This window comes from Vibrio rhodolitus (assembly GCF_003350325.1).
In the GTDB taxonomy this organism is placed as follows: Bacteria; Pseudomonadota; Gammaproteobacteria; order Enterobacterales; family Vibrionaceae; genus Vibrio; species Vibrio rhodolitus.
In genome coordinates, this window is the sequence record NZ_QLYZ01000001.1 from 92561 (window position 1) to 116684 (window position 24124).

Annotated in this window: 22 protein-coding genes; 14 read left to right on the forward strand and 8 right to left on the reverse strand. The window is 46.3% G+C overall.

Annotated elements, in window-relative coordinates:
• Positions 1–5: 5 nt before the first annotated feature.
• A complete protein-coding gene (pheT, locus tag DPF93_RS00435; RefSeq protein ID WP_114764246.1) occupies positions 6–2411 on the forward strand; it encodes a phenylalanine--tRNA ligase subunit beta in 2406 nt (801 codons plus the stop codon).
• A 63-nt stretch (positions 2412–2474) separates the two neighbouring features.
• On the opposite strand, the gene DPF93_RS00440 is transcribed toward pheT, so the two are convergent.
• Positions 2475–3395 (reverse strand): aminoimidazole riboside kinase, encoded by a 921-nt coding sequence (locus tag DPF93_RS00440; protein WP_114764552.1) that lies wholly within the window; start codon positions 3393–3395, stop codon positions 2475–2477.
• 237 nt (positions 3396–3632) lie between these two features.
• Between DPF93_RS00440 and DPF93_RS00445 the strand changes: the two genes are divergently transcribed.
• Complete coding sequence (locus DPF93_RS00445; RefSeq protein ID WP_114764247.1) at positions 3633–4631, forward strand: LacI family DNA-binding transcriptional regulator; 999 nt, start codon at positions 3633–3635, stop codon at positions 4629–4631.
• A 36-nt stretch (positions 4632–4667) separates the two neighbouring features.
• On the opposite strand, the gene DPF93_RS00450 is transcribed toward DPF93_RS00445, so the two are convergent.
• The 3 genes from DPF93_RS00450 to DPF93_RS00460 form a co-directional block, all read right to left on the reverse strand.
• Positions 4668–5597, reverse strand: a complete 930-nt coding sequence (locus DPF93_RS00450; protein WP_114764248.1) for a DUF7916 family protein — start codon at positions 5595–5597, stop codon at positions 4668–4670.
• A 188-nt stretch (positions 5598–5785) separates the two neighbouring features.
• Positions 5786–6235, reverse strand: a complete 450-nt coding sequence (locus DPF93_RS00455) for a hypothetical protein (protein WP_114764249.1) — start codon at positions 6233–6235, stop codon at positions 5786–5788.
• A 78-nt stretch (positions 6236–6313) separates the two neighbouring features.
• Positions 6314–7642 (reverse strand): MATE family efflux transporter, encoded by a 1329-nt coding sequence (locus DPF93_RS00460; protein ID WP_114764250.1) that lies wholly within the window; start codon positions 7640–7642, stop codon positions 6314–6316.
• Positions 7643–7765: 123 nt separating this feature from the next.
• Between DPF93_RS00460 and DPF93_RS00465 the strand changes: the two genes are divergently transcribed.
• The 4 genes from DPF93_RS00465 to DPF93_RS00480 all read left to right on the forward strand — a co-directional run bounded on the left by DPF93_RS00465 (position 7766) and on the right by DPF93_RS00480 (position 10785).
• Positions 7766–8710, forward strand: a complete 945-nt coding sequence (locus tag DPF93_RS00465; protein ID WP_114764251.1) for a LysR family transcriptional regulator — start codon at positions 7766–7768, stop codon at positions 8708–8710.
• 89 nt (positions 8711–8799) lie between these two features.
• A complete protein-coding gene (locus DPF93_RS00470) occupies positions 8800–9501 on the forward strand; it encodes a DUF4336 domain-containing protein (protein WP_114764252.1) in 702 nt (233 codons plus the stop codon).
• Between the two features lie 69 nt (positions 9502–9570).
• Positions 9571–10137, forward strand: coding sequence for a GNAT family N-acetyltransferase (locus tag DPF93_RS00475; protein ID WP_114764253.1), 567 nt, complete (start codon positions 9571–9573; stop codon positions 10135–10137).
• 39 nt (positions 10138–10176) lie between these two features.
• Positions 10177–10785: a sugar O-acetyltransferase gene (locus DPF93_RS00480; RefSeq protein ID WP_114764254.1), complete on the forward strand. Its 609-nt coding sequence runs from the start codon at positions 10177–10179 to the stop codon at positions 10783–10785.
• Between the two features lie 56 nt (positions 10786–10841).
• On the opposite strand, the gene nagA is transcribed toward DPF93_RS00480, so the two are convergent.
• Genes nagA through DPF93_RS00495 form a run of 3 tightly spaced genes read right to left on the reverse strand, consistent with a single transcriptional unit; the run spans position 10842 to position 13569 of the window.
• Positions 10842–11975 carry an N-acetylglucosamine-6-phosphate deacetylase gene (gene nagA, locus DPF93_RS00485; protein WP_114764255.1) on the reverse strand — a complete coding sequence of 378 codons (1134 nt, stop codon included), beginning with the start codon at positions 11973–11975 and terminating at the stop codon, positions 10842–10844.
• Positions 11969–12844, reverse strand: coding sequence for an N-acetylmannosamine kinase (locus DPF93_RS00490; RefSeq protein ID WP_114764256.1), 876 nt, complete (start codon positions 12842–12844; stop codon positions 11969–11971). Before DPF93_RS00490 ends, nagA begins: the two co-directional genes overlap by 7 nt.
• Positions 12844–13569, reverse strand: a complete 726-nt coding sequence (locus DPF93_RS00495; protein WP_114764257.1) for a putative N-acetylmannosamine-6-phosphate 2-epimerase — start codon at positions 13567–13569, stop codon at positions 12844–12846. The genes DPF93_RS00490 and DPF93_RS00495 overlap by 1 nt, the downstream gene beginning before the upstream one ends.
• Before the next feature lie 220 nt (positions 13570–13789).
• Between DPF93_RS00495 and DPF93_RS00500 the strand changes: the two genes are divergently transcribed.
• The 8 genes from DPF93_RS00500 to DPF93_RS00535 all read left to right on the forward strand — a co-directional run bounded on the left by DPF93_RS00500 (position 13790) and on the right by DPF93_RS00535 (position 21878).
• Positions 13790–14755 (forward strand): sialic acid TRAP transporter substrate-binding protein SiaP, encoded by a 966-nt coding sequence (locus tag DPF93_RS00500; protein ID WP_114764258.1) that lies wholly within the window; start codon positions 13790–13792, stop codon positions 14753–14755.
• A 66-nt stretch (positions 14756–14821) separates the two neighbouring features.
• Positions 14822–15343, forward strand: coding sequence for a TRAP transporter small permease (locus DPF93_RS00505; RefSeq protein ID WP_114764259.1), 522 nt, complete (start codon positions 14822–14824; stop codon positions 15341–15343).
• Positions 15344–15349: 6 nt separating this feature from the next.
• Positions 15350–16633, forward strand: coding sequence for a TRAP transporter large permease (locus tag DPF93_RS00510; protein ID WP_114764260.1), 1284 nt, complete (start codon positions 15350–15352; stop codon positions 16631–16633).
• A 60-nt stretch (positions 16634–16693) separates the two neighbouring features.
• Complete coding sequence (locus tag DPF93_RS00515; RefSeq protein ID WP_114764261.1) at positions 16694–17590, forward strand: dihydrodipicolinate synthase family protein; 897 nt, start codon at positions 16694–16696, stop codon at positions 17588–17590.
• A 102-nt stretch (positions 17591–17692) separates the two neighbouring features.
• Positions 17693–18562 carry an N-acetylneuraminate lyase gene (locus DPF93_RS00520; RefSeq protein WP_114764262.1) on the forward strand — a complete coding sequence of 290 codons (870 nt, stop codon included), beginning with the start codon at positions 17693–17695 and terminating at the stop codon, positions 18560–18562.
• A gap of 97 nt (positions 18563–18659) precedes the next feature.
• Positions 18660–19493, forward strand: coding sequence for a MurR/RpiR family transcriptional regulator (locus DPF93_RS00525; protein ID WP_114764263.1), 834 nt, complete (start codon positions 18660–18662; stop codon positions 19491–19493).
• Positions 19494–19653: 160 nt separating this feature from the next.
• Positions 19654–20814, forward strand: coding sequence for an N-acetylneuraminate epimerase (locus tag DPF93_RS00530; RefSeq protein ID WP_114764264.1), 1161 nt, complete (start codon positions 19654–19656; stop codon positions 20812–20814).
• Positions 20815–20816: 2 nt separating this feature from the next.
• Positions 20817–21878 carry a YjhT family mutarotase gene (locus DPF93_RS00535; protein ID WP_114764265.1) on the forward strand — a complete coding sequence of 354 codons (1062 nt, stop codon included), beginning with the start codon at positions 20817–20819 and terminating at the stop codon, positions 21876–21878.
• A gap of 112 nt (positions 21879–21990) precedes the next feature.
• Here the strand turns inward: DPF93_RS00535 and DPF93_RS00540 are convergent, their stop codons facing one another.
• A complete protein-coding gene (locus tag DPF93_RS00540; protein ID WP_114764266.1) occupies positions 21991–23988 on the reverse strand; it encodes a methyl-accepting chemotaxis protein in 1998 nt (665 codons plus the stop codon).
• Positions 23989–24124: the final 136 nt, after the last annotated feature.

A 24124-nucleotide genomic window follows, 5' to 3' on the forward strand; every position in this document is an offset into this window, starting at 1 on the left:
TCACAATGAAATTCAGCGAATCATGGCTTCGTGAGTGGGTGAATCCTGCGATTACCACTGACGAACTAACGCACCAAATTACTATGGCTGGTCTAGAGGTTGATGACGTTCTTCCTGTAGCCGGTACTTTCAATGGCGTGAAAGTTGGTCACGTTGTTGAGTGTGGTCAACACCCAGATGCTGACAAACTGCGTGTAACGAAAGTTGACGTTGGCGAAGAAGAACTTCTAGACATCGTGTGTGGCGCTGCAAACTGTCGCCAAGGTCTAAAAGTCGCAGTAGCAACAGTTGGTGCTGTTCTACCGGGTGATTTCAAAATCAAGAAAGCGAAACTACGTGGTCAGCCTTCTCACGGTATGCTTTGTTCATTCTCTGAACTAGGTATCGATGTTGAGTCAAACGGCATCATGGAACTAGCAGAAGACGCAGTGGTTGGTACAGACTTCCGCGAATTCCTAGCTCTAGACGACGTAACTGTAGACGTTGACCTAACGGCTAACCGTGCTGACTGTTTCAGCATTCGCGGTCTAGCGCGCGAAGTAGGCGTTCTAAACCGTGCTGACGTAACTGAACCATCAGTAGAAGCAGTGGCAGAAACTATTGCTGATACGGTTTCAATTGAAATCAAAGCAACAGACGCGTGTCCACGTTACCTTGGTCGTGTGATCAAAAACGTAAACGTGCAAGCTGAAACGCCACTATGGATACAAGAAAAACTGCGTCGTTGTGGTATGCGTTCAATTGACCCAGTAGTAGACGTAACTAACTACGTAATGCTAGAGCAAGGTCAACCAATGCATGCATTCGATCTAGCGAAGATCGAAGGTGGTATCGTTGTTCGTCTAGCTGAGCAAGGCGAGAAGCTAACACTGCTAGATGGCAGCGAAGCTGAGCTAAATGCTGATACTCTAGTGGTTGCTGACCACAACAAAGCACTAGCAATTGCTGGTATCTTTGGTGGTGAAGATTCAGGCGTAACGACTGAAACTAAAGACGTACTGCTTGAGTGTGCATTTTTTGCACCAGACCACATCCGTGGTCGTGCTCGTAGCTACGGTCTGCACACTGATTCATCTATGCGTTTTGAGCGTGGTGTGGATTACGCACTACAATTCAGCGCAGTTGAGCGTGCAACACAGCTTCTAATCGAAATCTGTGGTGGTGAAGTAGCACCAGTTGTGGCAGTAGAGTCAGAAGCTGACCTACCTAAGCCAAACCAAGTTGCACTTCGTCGCACTAAACTAGACAACCTACTAGGTCACCACATTGCTGATGCAGACGTGGTTGAGATCCTAGAGCGTCTAGGTATGACAGTTGAAGCAAACGCTGAAGGTTGGGTTGCTGTTGCACCAACATGGCGTTTCGACATCGCAATTGAGCAAGACTTGATTGAAGAAGTAGGTCGTATCTACGGTTACGATAACATTCCAAATCAACATCCAATTGCTGCACTGACTATGCACAACCACGTTGAAGCGGACCAACCTCTAAAACGCGTGCGTGATCTGCTAGTTGACCGTGGTTTCCACGAAGCGATTACTTACAGCTTTGTAGAGCCTGAGCAACAAAAACTGATCGTGCCAGACGTTGCACCACTTGTACTGCCAAACCCAATTTCAGCAGACATGTCAGCAATGCGCCTAGGTCTAATCCAAGGCTTGCTAAACACTGTGGTTCACAACCAAAAACGTCAGCAACCACGTGTTCGTCTATTCGAATACGGTCTACGTTTCATCCCATGTGAAGCAGCAGAAAACGGCATGCGTCAAGAGCCTATGCTAGCAGGTGTTATCGCAGGTACTCGCGGTGAAGAGCACTGGGATATGGCGACAGCGACGGTTGACTTCTTCGATCTTAAAGCGGATCTAGAAGCGGTACTTGAGCTTTCAGCAAACGCTAAAGCCTACTCTTTCGTTGCACTGTCACCTGAAAGTAAAAAAGCTAACCCAGCACTACATCCAGGTCAATCTGCAGCTATCATGCTAGATGGCAAAGAGATCGGTGTGATTGGTACTGTACACCCAGAGCTAGAGCGCAAGTTCGGTCTAAATGGTCGTACAATCGTATTCGAAATCGAATGGGATGCAATCAACACTCGCGTAATCCCAGAAGCAGTAGCACTGTCTAAGTTCCCTGCAAACCGTCGTGATATCGCGGTAGTAGTAGACGAAGCAGTGGCATCTGGCGATATCGTAAATGCTTGTCTAGAGCAAGGTGGTGAGTTCCTTAAAGACGCGCGTCTATTTGACGTGTACGTAGGTAAAGGCGTAGAAGAAGGCAAGAAGAGCCTAGCTATCGCACTGACGCTACAGTCCCTAGAGCGCACACTTGAAGATGCAGATATCGCAGGTGCGGTTGAAGCTATCGTTGCTCACGTATCTGAAAAATTTGGCGCGACACTTCGCGACTAATCATCAGATAGACTGATACAAAAAACCTGCCCAAGCGGCAGGTTTTTTTATGCGAATTCAATACTAAGCAATGTATTCGTTTAGTGCTGCTTGGGTTGGCAGTGCGGTCATCGCACCTTTTTGCGTAGTGGCGAGTGCGCCGCAGCCATTTGCCCAGCTTACTGCTTGGCGGATCACGTCATCATTTGCCCACTCTAAATGTTGCGCAAGTTTTGCCAGCAAGCCACCTACGAAAGCATCGCCTGCACCGGTAGTATCAACCGGTTTAACAGCTTGCCCTGAAATTAGCTCTTGCTTGCCATCAAAGATCACTAGTGCACCTTTCGCGCCTTGAGTTACAAGCACAAGCGTATTGTTAAACTCGTTTAGCGCAGCTAAACCTTGTTCTAGAGAAGAGGTTTGAGTGAGATGCATCAGTTCATCGTCGGAAAACTTCACCACATCCGCTAAAGCGATCGCTTGGCGCACCACTGGGATCAGCTGTTCAGGATTTGCCCACACTTCTTCACGTAGGTTCGGATCGAAGCTCACAAAACCACCGGCTTGTTTAATTAAGCGCATTGCTTCAAGTGTTGTACTGCGACTTGGCTCATTCGCTAAAGCGATTGAGCATACGTGTAGCCATTCACCTTGAGCAAAACTTGGTACGTCTGCCTGCTCTAAGAATTGGTCTGCACTTGGTTTTACCATAAAAGTGAAGCTACGCTCGCCAGAGTCATCTAAGTCGACAATTACCGTTGATGTGCGATGAGCCTCATCAAGTAGCATAGCGTCGGTGTTTACCTTTTCATCGCTTAGTGTTTGCTTCATAAAGCGACCTAAAGGATCTTGACCAACGCGACCAAAGAAAGCCGCATTACCACCTAGGCGAGCGATCGCGACTGCAACGTTAGCAGGCGCGCCACCAGGGCATTTTAGATAGGTGGATTCTGTATCTGGGATCAGGTCAACAACCGCGTCGCCGGTTAGCCATACTTTGCTCATAGTTTGTACCTTAAATTGGTTAAATTTCGCTTTGCTGATATAATTGCTAAAACGGTTTAGCAAATCAATCACCTTGTTTGTTCAGTGATGGAATTTGCTAAAAAGTGTGATCAAAAGCGATCTTTAACGATCATAGAATCGTTAGGGAAAACCTTAATCTGACTGACAGCGATGCGCTAAGCAGGTAGGATTGGCATCCACGGCGCGCAACCCAAATTACACTCATATGGATATAGAATGAGTCAGAAAAAACTGAAACTTGCTGATATCGCAGCGTTGGCTGGGGTATCTAAATCTACCGTAAGTTTTGTGCTAAACGGGCATGCAGAAAAGCACCGTATTAACCAAGAAACGGTTGAGAAAGTGCAGCGTATTGCCAAACAGCATAATTACACGCCAAGTGTTTACGCTCGTGCGCTTAAATCAAACAAAACTTACACCATTGGGTTGGTGATCCCTGATCTTGCTAATATGGGTTTTGCCAACACCGCCAAAGCATTAGAAAAATTACTGAGAGAAAGTGGCTACCAACTTCTGATCGCTTGTTCAAACGATGATCAAGAGTTAGAAAAGCTGGTGGTTAAAGGGTTGGTTGAACGTCAGGTTGATTTATTGTTGGTGGCATCTGCCATGCCGAGTGAAGAGTTTTATTATAGCGTGAAAAACTCGACGCCGGTTATTTTCTTTGACCGCACATTTCACCGTAGCCAGTTTATCAATGTCAAAACTGATGCTTATACAGCAACTAAGCAGCTGGTGGCTCGTATGGTTCAAGGGGCTGATGAATGTGTTTATATTGGCGGGCAATGGCTTTTATCACCAAGCCAAGAGCGTTTAGATGGCTACCAAGCAGGGCTAGAGCAAGCTGGTGTCGCGTTTAACGATACGATGGTTTTTAGCCGAGATTACCAACCACAATCAGGTTATGACCTGATGGCAGAAGCCGTGGCGCAATTAGGTCGCCTGCCACAAGCGGTGTTTACTGCGTCTTACTCTTTGTTAGAAGGGGTGCTTCGCTATTTGTCCGAGCAGCAATTATTGAATGATGTGATTTCTTTAGGCACCTTTGATAATTACGCCATCCTAGATTGCTTACCAATTAAGATAGATTCAATCGAACAAGATAGTGAAGCCATGGCGAAGGCGTTGTTTCGATTGTCGAACAAGTTGCTAGAAAATCCGCAGTACGAGCCAGCAACGGTTGAGCTTTACGCCAACATTCATTTCAGACGCTAGACTTGGGAGACAATGCTCCCAAGCCTTATACCATGATTAGCGGCAAACAGAGCGCGCCATCCGTGCATAAGTATGGCGCACACCACGTATAGCAATGCTATATTCGCGGATGTTTTCTGGTGCGGCAATACCAATCGCGCAGCCAGTGTCACCAATATGATGTAGGTCGGCACCTGCCATCTTGCTCATGAGTGCAATTTGACGGATGGTTTCCACACTCGCTCCTTCTTGAGATGTACCAATCGCCGTCATTGTCATAATTCCAAGTTCATGGGCGTAGTCGATGAGTTCAGCGACGTAATCTTGGCTGATGCCAGCAATCGTGCCGGGAGCGGGCAGTAATACGATGTCTACGCCATTATCGGCAAATTCTTTGACATCAGCTTTGGTAATGATTTTCGCGCTGCCGGAACGAAGGATTCCGGCTGCATGCATTTTGCCGGCGATCAAAACCATTTGTTTGCCGACGGCTTGTCTGATTGAGCGCAAGCTGTTGGAGATCGCCTCATTACTGACGCCATTGCCAGGGTTACCGGTAATGGTGATAAATCGAGCGCCCATTTGATACAGTTTTTGTGCGTTTTCTCCGGTGGCTAAACGCCCCGGTGAGACTTGCCAGAAATCTTGGTGGCTAGGTTGATAATCCGGTGCTACCGCTTCTAAGTTGACGCCCACAGCACGTCCGGTAAATCGAGCGAGTTCTTTGAGTAGATTATCAGCTTCGATGTTAGTGGGCATGCCGTTAATCTCAGGCTGGTCAGCGTCAAATAGGTTAAGCAATAACAAATCGGCACTTTGGCTGGCCGCCAGTTCGGCATTGCTTACTGAAACTAACATCGGTTGCAGCGCACCAATGGTTTCTGCCATTAAAATACGCCCTTCACTCATGCGTAATGAATCGAGTAAGTCTTGCCCTTGAAGATGAGCGATTTCAGAAGCGGAACAATCTAAATAACGTTTAGTCATACGACACCTTTTTTACAACTTAGCTTGGCGTTAATTGAATCGTCGCCAAGCAATGATTACGAAAGATGTCCGCATGTTATCAGGGGTTTATCTAAGAAAATGATGCAAATGCGCCATTTTAGAAACAGCTATCAGTGTTAGTTCATGTAACTATTAGTTTAATCAAAACAGTATACTATTACGTTGTGCTACAGGCTGATATGTATCGAAACTTTGGCGAGTCGAGAGTAGGGATCTTTGTCGCGAGAGCGATACCACTCCTTGGGCATTGCATCATACAGAGCGCGGTCTTTGAGTCGCTGTTTCTCGTCTTTGCTGATCACCACGTAATGGAGCAAGCTATCAAGAATGCGCTTAACAGTTTGCCGTGAGAGTTCACCATCGCGCTCGTAACGTTTGAGCTCACCAATAATTGCAGAGAGCGGCACGATAGGCTCAAGCTCAGCATGTTTCGTACTGGATACTTGTGTTGAACGAGGACAATGTTCACGCGCGATTTGCCAGTCAGGAGCGCCAGCTTTCGATAAATAGTTTTCTCGCATACAGAAATAGCTAAACAAAAAACGCTCAAGCATGTGCCAGCGCTGGGCACTGATTTCGAGCATTAAGTGTTCAAATTCAAGGTCGGTATTATGCATTGTTGCCGCAGTTGGTGTATTACGGACGATATTATGAAGCAAAAAAAGCGAGTCTGATAGACTCGCTATAAATATGGATTAGTTAAGGCAGGTGACAGGTTGATGTTTACGTACTGAAACCAGCAACTGAGCAAGCAATAAGACCCCGGTTACCGCAAGTCCGATGCCGATCCCGGCCCAAATGCCGCCTAATTGGTAGCTTTCAAGCAGCAGCCATGCGGCAGGAATACCAAACGTCCAATAACCAATGGCAGTCATCACGGTCGGCAGCATAACTATTTTCATACCACGCAGCAGGTTGATCGCGAGAAGCTGCCAAGCATCTACGATAAAAGCAAGGGCAACCACCCAAAGCACCGAAGTAAGTAACTGAGTGAGATTAGCATCGAGATTGAAAATTGCGGCGATAAACTCGGGATAGAGAATAAACCCGCCCGCAAGCACAATACTAATTACTGTGGTAATGGCAAAGCTGCGAATTGCGGTTTGCTTGATCCCCGAGTAGTTCTCGGCACCAAAGTCTTGCCCGACTAAAATTGCAGCAGCTTGCGAAAAGCCAAAGTTGATATTCCATGTAAAGCTTAGGCATTGTAGTAAGATCTGATGCAGTGCTAGAGCTGCGACGCCAACAGTACCTGCCATTAAGGTTCCGCCATAGATCAAACCATGCTCAAGTAGTGCAGCAAGACCAATTGGCAAACCCATCGCTAGCAGCGGTAAAGTTAAGCGTAGCGAATATTCATCAATATTTTTCCACGGTGCAAATTCAGAGAAATGGCTGCGGCTAAAGACCCAGTAGCCATAACCAATCATTACTATCAAGGACGATAGAGCAGTACCCGCACCTAAGCCCGTTAGACCCAGCTCAAAGGTAAAGGCAAGCACATAGCTAATTGGCACATTAAGCACAATGTTCGCCACAGACATCACTAAAATAGAGCGAACGTTACCAAATGCGCTGGTTAAGCCGCGTAAAATAAGTAGCAATAGCGATGGCAGCATGGTCCATTTTAAGGCATCGACATACTGCATCGCAGGGGCAATAACCTCTTCAGGTTGTTGAGCGATGCGTAACAGATGCGGAGCAAAGGAGAAGCAACTGATAAGCAAAGCCGACAAAATCAGCGTCAACAACACCGCGCCTTTGATGGCAAAGCGAATTTGTTGATTGCCAAACTCAGGTCTTGCCACTCTTTGCCCGTAAGCAATGGCGACAAGGTTTGCCACACAACCGACAGTGCTGCTGGCGACAATAAAGATAAAGCTAAAAATGGATGCACCGAGCCCACCCGCAGCGAGCGCGGCAATGCTAAGGCGTGACATCATCCAAACATCGGTCAAAACCAACGCCATGGCAATGAGCTGAGAGATGATAAGAGGGAATGCTAAAGAGAGAATTTTTCTCATGATGGCTCAAGTTTGTTTCTGTAAAGTGTATTGTGATTTTCGCTCATTAAACGCTGAATTTTATTCGCTATCAAATGATTAATATGTCACTCTGGCATGATCTGAAATCATACTAAAAGTATTATGAAAGCGTATCCGAATCTGCCGTTTAGCCACAATAGTTTGAAAGTGTTTGAAACTGTCGCGCGTTTGTTGAGCTTTACCCAAGCCGCGCATGAGCTTAACGTCACGCAAAGTGCGGTGAGTCGCCAGGTAAAAGCATTAGAGGATGAAGTTAATGCCACTTTGATTATTCGCAAGCACCGCTCGATTGAGCTGACGGAAAAAGGTATGGCGTTATTTCAGGTGCTGAGAAACAACTACTTAGAGTTGCAAACGCTGCTGGAGAAATGGAGCCAACCAGAGAAGAAACGTTTGGTGATCAAAAGTGCAATTAGTTTTGCTACCCGAATATTGATCCCAAGAGTAAGAGAGCTCAATGAACGTTATCCTGACTATGAGATTGTTATTATCCCTTTAATTGAAGGCGATTGGGATTTATCGGCAGAGCAAAGTGACTTGGCGATTATTAACACCAGACAGCCAGAGCTTTATCGTGGGCATCCCAAAGCGACTTTTTTGCGTGACGAATACATGGCGCCAATCTACACGCCAAGTGATGAGCAGAGTGAAAAGGATATAAAGCAGGTTCTTGAAATGCCGCGTCTGCATGCAACTGACGACCATTTAGATTGGCATACATGGCTTAATCAAGAAGAGGGTCTTGCCATCAAGCCCAGCCGCGACACATCATTTATTAGCCTAGACTTAGCGATCAGCGCCAGTTTAGCCGGGCATGGTGCCACCGTGACCGACTTACTGTTGGTATTGCCAGAGCTTGAGCGCGGTTTTTTACGCACGCCTAACTGTGCACCTGTGCGCAGCAGCCCGTGGCAATACTACGCTTATCTGCCGCAACAAAGTGAGATAGCTTTAGATCTACTCACTTGGCTACAGCAACTCTTTGACCAACATCTCGAGCGTCTTCATCGGTTGGCGGATAAACATCAATGGCGCCTTGAACACTAGGGTGAATGCCGAAAGTGTGCAGATGCTCGAACACTTAATTTGTAGCATAGGTATGATTGATGTTACAGGCTCTCAGTAAGGCGGCTCAGATGATCGAAATTGACTCAAACCTATGGGTATTTAATGGCGGCAATGTGTCGTTTTTAAGCTTTCCATTTTCCACTCGCATGACGGTTGTCCGTTTAAGTGATGGTCGACTGTGGGTCCATAGTCCAATCGAATTGTCTAGTTCGCTGCAGCAGCAAATCGATGAGCTAGGGGAGGTAGGCTATTTGGTGGCGCCAAATCATTTGCATCACCTATTTATTCAGCAATGGCAAGAGCAATACCCAGATGCGCTAACCTATGGTACCGCGCAGGTGATCAAAAAAAGACAAGATCTTAAGTTTGAAAACTGTCTAGCTGCCTCATCACAACTACCATGGGAGGATGACATTGATCACTTGCTGTTTACTGGCTCTGCAGTGATGCAAGAAAGTGTGTTTTTTCACCAAGCGTCTCGCACTTTAATCGTAACCGACTTGATTGAAAATTTTGCGCCGCAACACTTTAGCCCTTTACAAAGAAACATCGCCAAAGTGGTTGGTATTCTAGCGCCAAATGGCAAGATGCCTTTGGATTGGCGACTCACCTTCCAATTTAATAAGGCGGAGGCAAAAGCCCATATGGCGCACATACTCGCGTGGCAGCCACAGCGAGTTGTTATGGCGCACGGTGAAATGATTGAGCAAGATGCCGACACCTTCTTAAGGCGTTCATTTAATTGGCTTGGCAGTTTTGCACCCCAATAATTATCGAGTTGCTGGCTTAACACATCTCATTCGCTGGGCTGGCATCTACCACAAATTGAAGAGGCAAGCATGTTAGAGACCAAAAGGCTTATCCTTCGCCAGTGGGAACAAGCGGACTTTAAACATTTTGCACGTATGTGTGCAGACCCAGAGGTAATGCAATATTTTCCTGCCACATTGAGTGAGGCGGAAAGTGAGCAGTTAGCTAACCGGTTGCAAGCATTAATCGATCTCCATGGCTGGGGATTTTGGGCTGTTGAAATCAAAGCAACGGGTGAGTTTATTGGCTTTGTTGGGCTCAATACTATTGATGGCGAAAGTGGTATCCCCAGAGCGCCATTTCTTGAAATTGGTTGGCGTATTGCCAAGCAATATTGGCACAAAGGCTATGCCACCGAAGCTGCAGATCAAGCGATGCGTTACGCCTTTTTTGTTTTAGGCGTGGATGATGTTTACGCGTTTACCGCAAAAGATAATCTGCCTTCGCAAAAAGTGATGCAGCGGTTAGGCATGATTGATACAAGGCTCGACTTTGACCATCCCAAATTGCCGCAAGGACATCCGCTGGAGCGTCATTGTCTATACCGTATAGATAAGACAACCCTGCTGTCAGCTAATGCGCTCGGCGCGATTTAACACCTGGCAGTTGATTTACAAATGGAGTAAGAGCTAGCTATGGAAACGCGACAGAAAATGCACTCTCAGCAAGTCTACCATTGTGATGATTCGAAGTTGATCGCCGAACAGCAAGCGTGTTTGGAAATCCTGTATGACTTTAACCACTGTCGCCCTAGTCAGTTTGCTGAGCGGGACGCTCTTCTACGTATGCTATTGGGTAGTGCGGGCAAAGAGTGCTATATCGAGCCGCCGCTGCGTGCCAATTGGGGTAAGCATACCCATATTGGCGACAGTTTTTACGCGAATTTCAATTTGACCTTAGTGGACGATACCACCATCACCATTGGTAACCATGTGATGTTTGGTCCCAATGTGGTTCTGACTACCGCAGGTCACCCCATAGACCCAGCAAGAAGGCGCAAAGTGGCGCAGTTTAATATTCCGATCACGATTGAAGATAATGTTTGGATTGGCGCCAATGTTGTGGTGCTTCCCGGTGTCACGATCGGTGAAAACAGTGTGGTAGGGGCTGGGAGTGTCGTGACGAAAGACATTCCGCCAAACGTAGTCGCCGTCGGTAACCCTTGTCGGGTATTAAGAGAGATATCCGCAAGAGATAAAGAGTATTACTTTCGTGACTATAGATATGACGTTGTTTTGGGGTAACGTCAAGCTATAGGTATTCTTCAGCCACCATCAAAGGTGGCTGAATTGCCAAGGAGTTAAAAAAGCTGACCGTCGACCAGTACCGCCTGCGAGCGATAGTTGTCATCTAACACAGTGGCAGCGGCTCTAAAGCCTTGTTGCAGTTTACCTAAGTTATCGATTTGCATCGCTTGGGCTGGGTAGCTCGACGCCATTTTCAGTGCTTCTTGCTCAGCAATACCCCAGGCAATCACATTGGCGACAGACTCATCCATGCCAATATGCGCGCCAGCTAGACTGCCTTCAGCGTTCACTAGCATATTATCGATAACTTCGATGATTTGACCATCGAGCTCAAAGCGATTGGTTTTACTGCCAACGGTTGCCATTGCGTCAGTCACAATCAGGAGTTTACCTTGCGGTTTAGCTTTGTGGGCAAGCAAAAAACTTTGTGGATGCACGTGTATGCCATCAGTGATGATTGAGCACCAAGCATGGTCGCTGTTAAGTGCCGTTCCTACCACGCCCGGCTCGCGACCTTCAAAGGGTGACATGGCATTAAACAGATGAGTAAAGCCGTTTACCTTTGACAGTTTTTCGTGTGTTAATTCACTAGCGGTGGCATTACTGTGACCACAAGAGATGATGACATCTTTTTGCTGCAAGTAGTTAAGGGCTTCAAGAGACATCTTCTCTGTTGCCGCAGTGACCAACACCTTGGCGTTCTTTGGCCAAGGGAAAGCGTCAAGGTCGGCAGTGCTCGGCGAATAAAACAGCTCGGCGTTGTGCGCGCCTTTTTTAGCGACATTGAGCCAAGGACCTTCAATATGTACGCCAAGCATTCCCGCGATCTTGTCGTTGACCGCTTGTTCGGCTGAGACTAACGCTTTGGCGATGCTCTCGGGCGTTGAACTGATCAGTGTCGGTAGCAAGTAAGCGGTGCCATGTGTTCGATGCGCGGCGCAAATCGTTTCGATTGCGGCAGGACCAACGTCATTGTTAAACATGACATCCCCGCCGCCATTAACTTGAATATCGATAAAACCCGGTGCGATGAGACTATTGGCATAGTGCTGACGTTCGATGTCTGCTGGCAGTTCGTTAATCGGCATAATGGCATGGATACGCTCATCTTCCCAAACCAGCGCGGCATCTTGGTGATAATTATCTCCATCAAATATTCGTGGAGCTGAGATGGCTTTCATTACCATGATTCTTCCTTGTTGAACTGAAAAGCGGCGCCCAGTAAGCAAGCATCGTAATCACCTTGCGCGGCGATAACGGGGACTTGAAACGCGGCTGGACGTTGTAATATTTTTTGTGTCACTCGATCTAGATAAGAGGTGGCTAATCCCACGCCGCCTCCGAGCACTACCATATCTAAATCTAACGTTGCCTTCAAATTGCAGCATAAAGTTGCAATGGCTTTAGCGCTTTGCTCGATGATGTGGTTGGCTTGAGGGTTAATGCTGGCGATCTCAAACAGCTCAACATTACTGATATTGGGTGTAAAAACCTCATCGCTAAAGCGTTTAATTGCCGTACCAGAGGCGATAGCTTCCACACAACCGATTTGACCACAGCCACAATGTGGACCGTGTGGATCAATAGAAAAGTGCCCGACATGACCAGCTAAGCCGCTGGCTCCACTGTGTAATTTGCCATCAATAATGATGCCGCCACCCACACCAGTTGAAACGGTAATAAACGCCATATTGCGAATATCAGCGCCAAGTTTGGTGTACTCATACCAAGCGGCGGCTTGAGCGTCGTTTAACATCGCGACCGGTAGATTTGTTAATGACTCCAGAGCTTGAGCGAGTGGAAATGGCGCAGGAAAGGCAAGGGTATCTGGGTTGACCGCTGAGATCCCTTGCTCTGTGACTAAGCCAGTAGTGGAAATACCAATACGGCTGACTTTATCCATCCAATCTGTTGCGTGCTCCAAAATCGTGCCCGCAAACAGTTCTGCTTGTTGCACGATTGGTGTTGGGAATTGGCGACGCTCGACAATAGCATCGTTCTCTACCAACCCGATTGCGATTTTTGTACCGCCGATATCAATCGCCAATGTAGACATTAGTGTGCTCCTGCCTTTTGAGTTTGTGCGTTAAACCACCCGATCATCACTTCAAGTCGAGTTAATGCCGAGCCGACAGTGACTGCGGTTGCGCCGTGAGCGATGGCTTGCGCGGCAAGTTCTGGTGTGTTGTAGCGTCCTTCCGCCATAGTAAAGAAACCGGCTTTAGAAAACTGTTCGACCAGTTGCAAATCCGGTTCTGTTGGCTCTTCACCGCCGACGTATCCAGATAAGGTCGAGCCAATAATCTCAACGCCAACTTCATTTGCCCAAAGACCATCTTCAAAGCTTGAGCAGTCTGCCATGGCGAAACACTCAGTCGCTTGGATTGCTTTAGCGATAGCATCACGGCTTTCAGGACGAGCTCGATTGGTCGCATCAAAAGCGATGATTGTCGCGCCTGCTTCAGCTAAGGAAGCAACATCACAAAGATACGGCGTAATGCGCACAGGACTGTCCGTTAAATCACGTTTAACAATGGCAATAATTGGTACATTTACCGCCTGAGATACCGCTTTTACGTTATCAACACCTTCAATGCGTAACGCTTTTGCTCCTGCTTGCTCTGCTGCTTGTGCCATTGCCACGATAAACTCGGTTTTCTCTAAAGGACTACCGGGAACTGGCTGAATAGATACGACAGTTTGACCTTGTAGTGATTCTTTTAACTGTTTGATATTTAATTTATTTGTTCTCACGCTTGGCCTCTCAAAAAGACTTTCCATAGCGGAGTGAAGGCAAATTAACGCCTTACACAATTCGTCGAGTAAGCAGGTAGAAAACATATCTCTGGCGAATTTTTGTCCGCGATCACATTTCAAAAAAAGTTGGTTTGAAAATAATCTTCACCACCATAATAATTCATAACGAAAATAATTTTCAAACAAAATAAAAATTTTTTTGAAATCCGTGAAACTAGGTAGAGAACAACAAAAAGGGAACACTATGAAAGCCATGAACAAGATTACCTTCGCTATGCTTGCTTTAGGACTATCAGTATCCGCTCAAGCTGCGACTACGTTGAAAATGGGTATGCAACCATCAGTGGGTTCAGTGGAATATAACTCTGCAAAACTATTGGCAGACACCATTGAAGAACTTAGTAACGGTGAAATGAAAGTTGCGATCTACCCAAGTGCACAGCTAGGTGATGACCGCGCGATGCTACAGCAACTATCAATGGGTGACCTTGATATTACTTATGCAGAGTTTGGTCGTATGGGTCTTTGGATCCCACGTGCCGAAGCGGTAATGCTTCCTTACGTAGCGCGTGACTTTGAACACCTACAAACCATTTTTAACTCAGACTTCGGTAAGGGTGTACGTGAAGAGATGCTAACCAAGTTTAACTGGCGTGCGCTTGACACTTGGTACAATGGTACTCGTGAAACTTCTTCTAACCGTCCTCTAAACAGTATCGAAGACTTTAAAGGTCTAAAACTACGCGTACCAAACGCGAAAGCGAACCTAAACTTTGCTCGTCTATCTGGCGCGTCACCAACACCAATGGCGTTCTCTGAAGTTTACCTAGCGCTACAAACTAACGCGGTAGACGGTCAAGAAAACCCATTACCAGCGATTAAAACCATGAAGTTCTATGAAGTTCAGGCGAACTTGGCGATGACTAACCACATCGTTAACGACCAAATGGTGATCATCTCTGAAACGACTTGGCAAGGTCTAAGCGAAGAGCAACGTGAAATCGTGAATAAAGCGGTAGCAAAAGCGGGCGAAGCACACACGGCATTTGTTAAGAAACAAGAAGCTGAGCTGATTGAATTCTTCGAAGCCGAAGGTGTAACCGTAACTTACCCAGATCTAGCACCGTTCCGTGAAGCAATGCAGCCTCTATACACTGAGTTTGAAGAAAAACTAGGTGAGCCTGTAGTGAAGAAACTTGCAGCGATGTAAGCATCCTGAGCCCATTAAGGCTCGAATTTAAGTGTTAATTTCTAGGCTGGCCACTTGCGGCCAGCCATGGAGCTCAAAATGTTACGCAAGATTATCGATAATATAGAAGAGATCATCACCGTACCGCTAATGGCTTCTTTGTTAGTGGTGCTTACATGGCAAATTGTCAGCCGTTGGATGCTAAACGATCCTTCACTATGGAGTGAGGAACTCGCAAGGGTTCTATTCATGTACATGTGTATGATTGGCTGTTCTATGGCAATCAAACGCGGTGCGCACGTCAACATTACTTTTTTCTCTGACAAGTTACCTGAAAAAGCGCGTATTGCTTTAATTCTTTCACTTGAGTTTGCTGTTCTTCTATCGATTTTCGCCATTATCTATCTTGGTTATCAGCACGTTCAACGTACCGCGTTTTTTGAACTAATTACACTCGGCATTTCTAGTAAATGGCAAACCTACGCCTTACCGATTGGCGGCTGTTTTATGGTTTTTCGTCAAGTACAGAAAATGGTGGGTATCGCGAAGCAGTTTTCGCATAGCGATAAAGAGTTAGTAGCATCTGATTCTCAGATGGCTGAGAGGTAGTAAATCATGGCAACTTCTATTTTTGGTTGGCTAGGTCTGCTGTTTGCAGGTATGCCAGTAGGGTTTTCCCTAATTTTCGTCGCGCTGCTGTTCCTTCTATTAACCGGTAGTACAGGTATTAACTTTGCAGCGCAGCAAATGATCACTGGTGTCGATAACTTTACACTGTTATCTGTACCATTCTTCGTTCTAACCGGTCACTTAATGAATAGTGCTGGTATTACAGAGCGTATTTTCAATTTCGCTAAAGCGATGGTAGGGCATATCACTGGTAGTTTGGGTCACGTAAACATCATGGCAAGCTTACTGTTCTCAGGTATGTCAGGTTCAGCGTTGGCAGATGCCGGCGGTCTTGGTCAGCTTGAAATCAAATCGATGCGTGATGCGAAGTACGATGACGACTTCTCAGGCGGTTTGACAGCGGCGTCTTGTATCATCGGTCCACTAGTACCACCTTCAGTACCGCTGGTTATTTACGGTGTGGTATCAGGTACTTCGATTGGTGCACTATTCTTAGCAGGTGCAGTACCAGGCATTCTTTGCTGTCTTGCTTTGATGATCATGAGTTACTTTATCTGTAAAAAGCGCGGCTACATGGTGTTACCAAAAGCGAGTGGTCGTGAGCGTCTAGTTGCGTTTAAAGAAGCTTTCTTATCGCTGCTTACACCAATCATCATTATCGGCGGTATTTTCTCGGGCAAATTTACACCGACTGAAGCGGCTGCAGTATCTTCACTTTACGCTCTATTCTTAGGCACTGTGGTTTACAAACAGCTAACGCTAGCAGGGTTTGTTGATATCTTAAAAGAGACTGTTAACAACACGGCGGTTGTGGCACTAATGGTAATGGGTGTGACTGTATTTGGTTGGATCGTAGCTCGCGAGCAGTTGCCGCAAATGCTGGCTGATTTCTTCCTAAGCATCAGTGATAACCCACTAGTACTGCTACTGCTGATCAACTTACTGCTGTTGTTCTTGGGTACCTTTATTGAATCGTTAGCGCTGCTATTACTTCTCGTTCCATTCCTAGTGCCAGTGGCAGTATCTGTTGGTATTGACCCTGTTCACTTTGGTGTAATGGCTATCTTGAACCTAATGATTGGTATTTTGACTCCGCCTATGGGTATGGCGCTGTTCGTGGTGGCAAGGGTAGGTGACATTCCTTTCCACGTGCTTACTCGTGGTGTAATTCCACTACTAGTACCACTGTTTATTGTACTTGCGCTAGTGGCGATTTTCCCTCAGTTCACTCTGTTCTTACCTGAGCTATTCCTTGGTTACGGACAATAAAATTTAGATTAAAACAACAAGTGAGCCACTGCGGTGGCTCCGATTAAGTAGGATGTAAAAATGAACAAATTAACTGGTTTGATTGCTGCTCCACATACTCCGTTTGATGTAAATAACAAAGTTAACTTTGGCGCGATCGATCAAATCGCTGAGCTGCTGATTGCTCAAGGTGTAACAGGTGCGTATGTGTGTGGTACCACAGGTGAAGGTATCCACTGTTCAGTTGAAGAGCGTAAAGCCATTGCTGAGCGCTGGGTTAAAGCTGCTGACGGCAAACTTGATATCGTACTTCATACGGGTGCATTGAGTATTGCAGACTCAATCGAGCTAACTCAACATGCAGAAACTCTTGATATTCTTGCAACTTCTGCAATTGGTCCATGTTTCTTTAAACCAGGTAGTGTTGATGATCTAGTTGAATACTGCGCGCAAATTGCCGCTGCGGCGCCTTCAAAAGGTTTCTACTACTACCATTCAGGTATGTCTGGCGTGAACCTAGACTTAGAGCAGTTCCTTATTAAAGGTGAACAACGCATTCCAAACCTAACTGGTGCGAAATTCAATAACTCAGATCTGTATGAATACCAACGTGCTGTACGCGCTTGTGGCGGTAAGTTTGACGTGCCATTTGGTGTTGATGAGTTCTTACCTGCAGGTCTCGCAGTAGGCGCGGTCGGTGCGGTAGGTAGTACCTACAACTACGCAGCACCTCTTTACCTCAAGATCATTAAAGCGTTTAACAAAGGTGACCAAGCAACGGTTACTTCGTTAATGGATAACGTTATTGCCATCATTCGCGTACTAGTGGAATACGGCGGTGTGGCGGCTGGTAAAGCAGCAATGCAACTGCACGGTATTGACGCGGGTAACCCACGTACACCAATCCGTTCTCTGACTGAAGCTCAAAAAGCAGATGTTGTGGCGAAAATGCGCGATGCAGGTTTTCTCAACATGTAATCGGATAAATATGTAATCCGTTTAAGCCGCAACAAAGGGCAAGGCTCTTTGTTGCGGGTTTTCGATATCAACTAGCATGAAAATCGAACGTTGGAGTGCGATATGCAAGGGATCTACCTGCCGTTAATGACACCATTTAAACCAAGTGGTGAGATTGATTTTGGTTGTTTAGAAGCGATGTTTGAACATCATATTCGTCAAGGCGTACACGGATTTTATATCGGTGGCAGCTCTTCTGAATGTTTTATGATGTCGATTAAAGAGCGCCAACGGTTACTTGGCGAGATTGCTAAAATCAATCGCGGTAGAGTGCCGCTTATCGCCCATGTTGGGGCTATCTCTCTATTTGAAGTGAAGCAGTTAATCGACAGCGCGGTGACTGCTGAGTACAGCGCGATTTCTGCCACACCGCCATTTTACTACGGTTTCACTAAAGCCGAAGTGGGGCATTTTTATCGCAGCATTGCTGAGTATTCGTTATTGCCGCTACTCTTGTATAACATCCCAGGCACGACAGGGGTCAATTTCACCCATCAAGAGCTATTTGAGTTATCAGAGCTGCCGAATGTGATTGGGCTTAAGCACACTACCAGCGATATGTTCTTTATCGAGCAACTGCGTCAACGTTTTGCCACCAGTGTGATTTTCCACGGTGAAGATACTATGTTGGTGAATGGCTTGCAGATGGGCGCAAGTGGCGGTATCGGTAGCACCTATAACATAATGTCGGCTGACTATGTCGCAATATTCGAAGCGATGCAAAGTGGGGATACTGAAACGGCGATGGCGCTGCAACGTAAAGTGAATCGTGTAACCGCAGAGCTGCTAAAGCACGGGGTGTATCAGTCGATCAAGTTCCTAATGCACGAGAAAGGCGTGGATTACGGGCATTGCCGTGAGCCATTTTTACCGTTATCGAGTCAGCAAAAAGGTCTACTCGCTCGCGTAATAGACGATATTTACTTCAAGTAACATGAATTGTAAGGCGTTTTGCTGGACAGCAGTGTCAATAATACGCCGTTTTTGATATTTTTGCCGCAGCAAAAATGATGATGTCATGAGGCAACGTATGGGCTCACCTAAAAATTTATTAGTTCGACTACGTTCGAATATCGAGCCGTTAAGCAAGAAATTGCGAGTGGTAGCGGAATACATTTCAGAAAACGCCAATGAGGTTCAGTATCAAACCATTACTGACTTGGCGCGTAATACCGCGACCAGTGAAGCGACCGTGGTTCGCTTATGCCGCGACATGGGTTACAAAGGTTATTCCGATTTTCGTATGGCATTGGCGGTTGAGCTTTCTCAAACTCAGGCTCAAAGCGTACAAGATATCGAAGGCGATATTTGTGATGTGTCGGCGCAAAATGCTGCTGCGGGTCTACTCGACACCGCAAAACTCATCGATCGCAAAGCCTTAGCGAAGATCAGCGAGCGTGTGCATCAAGCTAAGTTTATTAACTGTGTTGGTGTTGGCGCGTCGAGTATTGTGGGGCGCTACCTTGCGTATCGTTTACTGCGTATTGGTAAGAAAGTCACCATGTTTGAAGACACGCACCTTGCGGCAATGAATGCGGTACGCAGTGAACAGGGCGATCTGTGGTTTGCGATCTCAAGTTCGGGCTCAACTCGTGAAGTGATCCACGCGGTAACACAAGCTCATGAGCGAGATGTACCCGTTATCGCCTTAACGAACATTAGCCATAGCCCGCTGAGTACGATTTGCAGTGAGATGTTGGTTGCGGCAAGACCGGAAGGACCGTTAACCGGCGGTGCATTTGCGTCAAAAGTAGGCGCATTACTATTGGTCGACGTGTTGGTGAACAACTTGATTGAGAGCTACCCAGAGTACTCTGAGTCAGTGTTGGATACTGCACAAGTGGTAATGCCTTTACTGAAATAAACACATTTTATAAGCCTGCATTGTGCGGGCTTTATTTTGGAATTTTTATAAAGGAAATATTTTTATAAAGATCTAGTAGTGGAAAATATTTTTGTTTTATTTTGCGGTTGATAAAACCCGTTAGAGGTCAATCCCCGCGCTTAATAAGGAAATAACGAACATGAAACCCTGTTACTTCAAAACGCTATACCCTACATTAATTACGGCATCTTTGCTTGCTGCCTTTTCTGCCTCTGCTAGTCAAACGTGGCCTGATTTACCGCAGGGCGTGAAGAATGGTGTAGGTGCACAAGTGGACTCCAAGGTTTACGTTGGCTTAGGTTCACTTGGACAAGACTTTTACATGCTGGATTTAGAGCAACTTGATAAAGGTTGGCAAAAACAAGCCCAGTTTACTGGTCCGGCGCGTGATGGTGCGACAGCTTCGGTAATTGGTGACGATATCTATATTTTTGGTGGTTCAGGTAAAGCGGATGCCAAAGCTAAGTCGCCAGTGATTTTTGATACCGTTTATCGCTTCAATTCAAAAGATAATAGCTGGTCACGGATGAACACAACGGCGCCTGTTGGGCTCCTAGGTGCCGCGTCTTACTCACCAGATAATCAGCAAGTTGTTTTCTTTGGTGGCTACAACAAACCTCTATTTGACCAATATCTGTCGGACATCTTAACCACCGATCAAAAAGCCGAACCAAAAAAATGGCAGAAGATTGTTGATGACTATATGGGGCTAAAACCTGCTGACTACCAATGGAATAGACAAGTCTTGAGCTTTAACCCTGCAACAAATCAGTGGCAAGAGCTTGGTTCATCGCCATATTTGCCGAACTGTGGCGCGGCGTTAGTCACAGATAAACAAAATGCACTGCTAATCAGTGGCGAGATCAAGCCGGGTCTACGTACCGACGAAGTGAAAACTTACCAATTTGGACAATCGCAACCTTGGGTGAGTGAGCATCCATTGCCAACGCCTGAATCTCAACCTCTGCAAGAAGGTGTCGCGGGGGCGTTTGCCGGGGTGAGTAATGGCGCGGTGATTGTCGCCGGTGGTGCTAATTTCCATGGCGCAAAACACGCTTTTGACAAAGGCAATATGTTTGCTCATAACGGTTTACCAAAAGCATTCAACGCCGAAACTTACGTGTTTAAAGATGGCGCATGGAAGCAAGGTAACGATCTTGCTGAAGGTGTCGCGTACGGACTTTCCTTTACGCTGCCAGAAGGCGTTTTGATTGTTGGCGGTGAAAAAGCCGATAAATCAGCCAGCACCAAAGTCGCAATGCTGACTTGGGATGGCAAACAAGTCGAACAACAGGATTAATCATGAATATGCAGTTTTCACCCTTGCCTTCTTTGCCTAGTGGATTAAAGAATGGTGTCGGATTTGGTCACCAAAATAGACTCTATGTAGGGCTGGGTAGTCTAGGTAATAAATGGCTTATGCTCGATCTTAATGAGCAACAAAGCTGGCAAGAAAAATCGGCTTTTCCGGGTGTGGCGAGAAACGATGCGGTGTGTGTACCGGTTGAAGGCGGTTGTTACGTCTTTTCCGGCGCGGGCACAACACCTGAGCTCGGCTATACTACGGTTTTGGTTGATGGCTACTACTATGATTGTGCGCAAGATTCATGGAGTTTAGTTACTGATGACATTCCGGTTGGTCTACTTGGCGGAGCAGGCTTTGCTATGGACGATAATTTGTACTTTGTTGGCGGATACAACAAAGCGCAATTTGACGGTTTAATGGCACAGCTTAGTTCACCAGAGCTTGCCGCTGATGCTGATCTCAAGCAGGCAACCTTAGTTGAGTTTATGTCACGTCCAATTGAAGCTTATCAATGGAATGAGATGATCTATCGTTTTGATCTCTCAGCTAAGCAGTGGCAGCCTCTAGCAGAGAATCCGTTTCAAGCTAATTGCGGTGCAGGCGTTTTGCGCCGCCAAGACAGCCTGATCCTGGTCGAAGGAGAGGTGAAACCTGGGCTGCGTAGTTTGCACACCAAGCAACTAAGATTTGCTGCTAGCCAATTGGTGGAAACAAGTTACTTGCCTGCCATCGTCGAGTCTGATTCTCAACATGAGGGGCTAGCGGGCGCATTTTGTGGTGAAGTTGACGCAATGCCAATTGTCGCGGGTGGTGCTTACTTTGTTGGTAGTCAAAACAATTACCGCAGCGAGCAATTCTACAGTCATCAAGGTCTGACCAAAACATTTACTGATGATATCTGGTGCTTTGATGGCAATAGATGGCAACGCGTTGGCAAAATGCCACAAGGTTGTGCTTACGGAGTTGCAATAACCACACCTCATGGGCTAGCGATAATCGGAGGGGAGTCTTCGCAAGGTGAGGCACTTTGTGATAGCCACTTGTGTTTGAATAGTTAGCGACTTGCGAATGTTTGTCTGGCTAGATAAGTTTTTGGCAAGGTGAAAACTGCAAAGTTAATCTAAATAAAGCCCGGCGCTTATAAACGCCGGGCTTTTCTTTGCAGGCAAATCAACCTAATCGGAATTGGTCGAGCTGCTCTTTTAGTTCATCCGCTTCTGCCTGATAACCATTTACGATCTGGTTAAGGTCATCCGCTTGGCTACTGGTTTGATGGGCGATCTCATTGAGAATATCGACGTCTTTATCAATTGCCTCACACGCTTTTGACTGTTCGATAGTGGATTGGGCGATTGAGCTAATGTGGCTATTTACTTGCTCAATACTCTCTTCAAGCATGGCAACGCTCTCATTAACATGTTTTACCGAATCAAAAGTATCGTCACTGGCTTTTTTACTGCTTGCCATGCTTTCAACCGAGAAGCGAGTTTTCTCGCTGATCTTCGCTAAAAGTTTTTCAATGTTCTCCGTCGCTTCTTGGCTACGTTGGGCAAGATCGCGCACCTCAGATGATACGACAGCGAAGCCACGACCATGCTCTCCGGCGCGCGCTGCTTCTATGGCGGCGTTAAGTGCCAGCAAGTTCGTTTGCTCTGACACCCCGTTGATGGTTTCGACAATTTGACCAATGCTCTGTGTATCAGAGGCGAGTTCTGCCATGCATTTTTCGGTAGCATTGATTTGATCTATCAAGCTCTGTACCGATTTAAACGAGCGCTCACTTTGCTGTTGGCACGCTTGCACTTGGTCATTCATGGCATTGGTGTCATCCATAGCGCGTTCTGCTGACTCAGCAATGCCGACACTCGATTGTGCAAGTTCAGTCATCGCCGTTGCTATGTTGTCACATTTCGCAATGGTTGAGTGGCTGCTCTGTTCTAGCTGTTGAGATGAATCAACAATGCGCACCAACCTTTCAGTGTTGTGGTTGTTGGTCTTGGTCACATCTAGCAGTAGGTGTTTTAGGTTGCCAATCAGTTTATTGATATTACGGGCGATGGAAGAGATCTCATCATTACCGCCGGCTTTTAACTGACAGGTGAGATCTTTTTTCTCTGACATATAGTTAAGCTCAGAGCGAATGCTGCCAACTCGGTATCGTAGCCCTGACACTACAGATACCAGCAGCAGTGAAATCAATAGTGTGCCGACGACAGTCACCGCGACCAAGATATTACGATTCAATACCGACTGTGCTGAGACTTGAGAGGCATAGCTCAGCATATCGTCTTGAATTGAATTGCGTAGTTGATTTAAAAGACCGATACGCTTGGTCGCCATTGGGAACCAATCTGTCGCTTTTGGACCTTTTATAGCGTCTAAAGAACCACTTTGAGCCAAAAATTGCTGCTGCACCTTTTCGACATCTAGCCACGCACTATTTTGCTGCAATTGGTTAAGTTGGCTGAGAAATTCAGCGGGCATAACAATTTGTGCACTGCGCAGAGCATAGTCGCCCGATTGTATGTAACTGTTGATATCGGCATAGACAACAGGAGTGGCACTACCACGGGCAAACACGCCATTTAACGCGCCGCGCACTTGTCCAGCGCGCTCTTTCATAATCACCACCGAAACCAGAGATTTGCTTAGCGAGCTTAGCTCGTGACTACGCGTTTCACTGATTAATACATCAATGTTATCGATGATAAGTTGGTTGAGGTTTGAGTAATAACCAAATGGAGCGATTTTTGGTTGCAGGCGATCGACACCCAATCGAACTTCTTGCAGTTTACTCAATTGCGATGCAACGTCTTGTAATAAGGCATCAGTTAAACTTGCCGACAAAACGTTGGATTGAAATTGGGTCAGAGCTTGGATTGCTTGATCAACTTGTCCTCGTTGCTTTGATAGGTTGTTAACAATTTCAGGATTACCTTTACTGCCAAGTACGCCGGCAGTGAGACCACGTTCAACCGCAAGGTTATGCGCAAGGTTGTCGTAGTGAATAACAAGGTTGACGAGTTGTTCGTCGCGAAGTGTGGTGTGCGATTTGTTATTAAGAGCGAAAATATCAAGCGCTGCCAGTACAACCGCGATAGTGACGGGAATAGCCACCGACAAACTGACGATAAGATAGAGTGGGAACCGACGTAGTATTGACTGCATTTTTGTTGTCTCCCTGACGCATTAGCAAGCAAAATCTTTATTAGTGTAGTTGTATATATTTTGATGTAAAAGTGTTGTTAATCAGTAAATTATCAAATGGTGATGAACGGTGTAAATATTGTACAAATATGAAGGT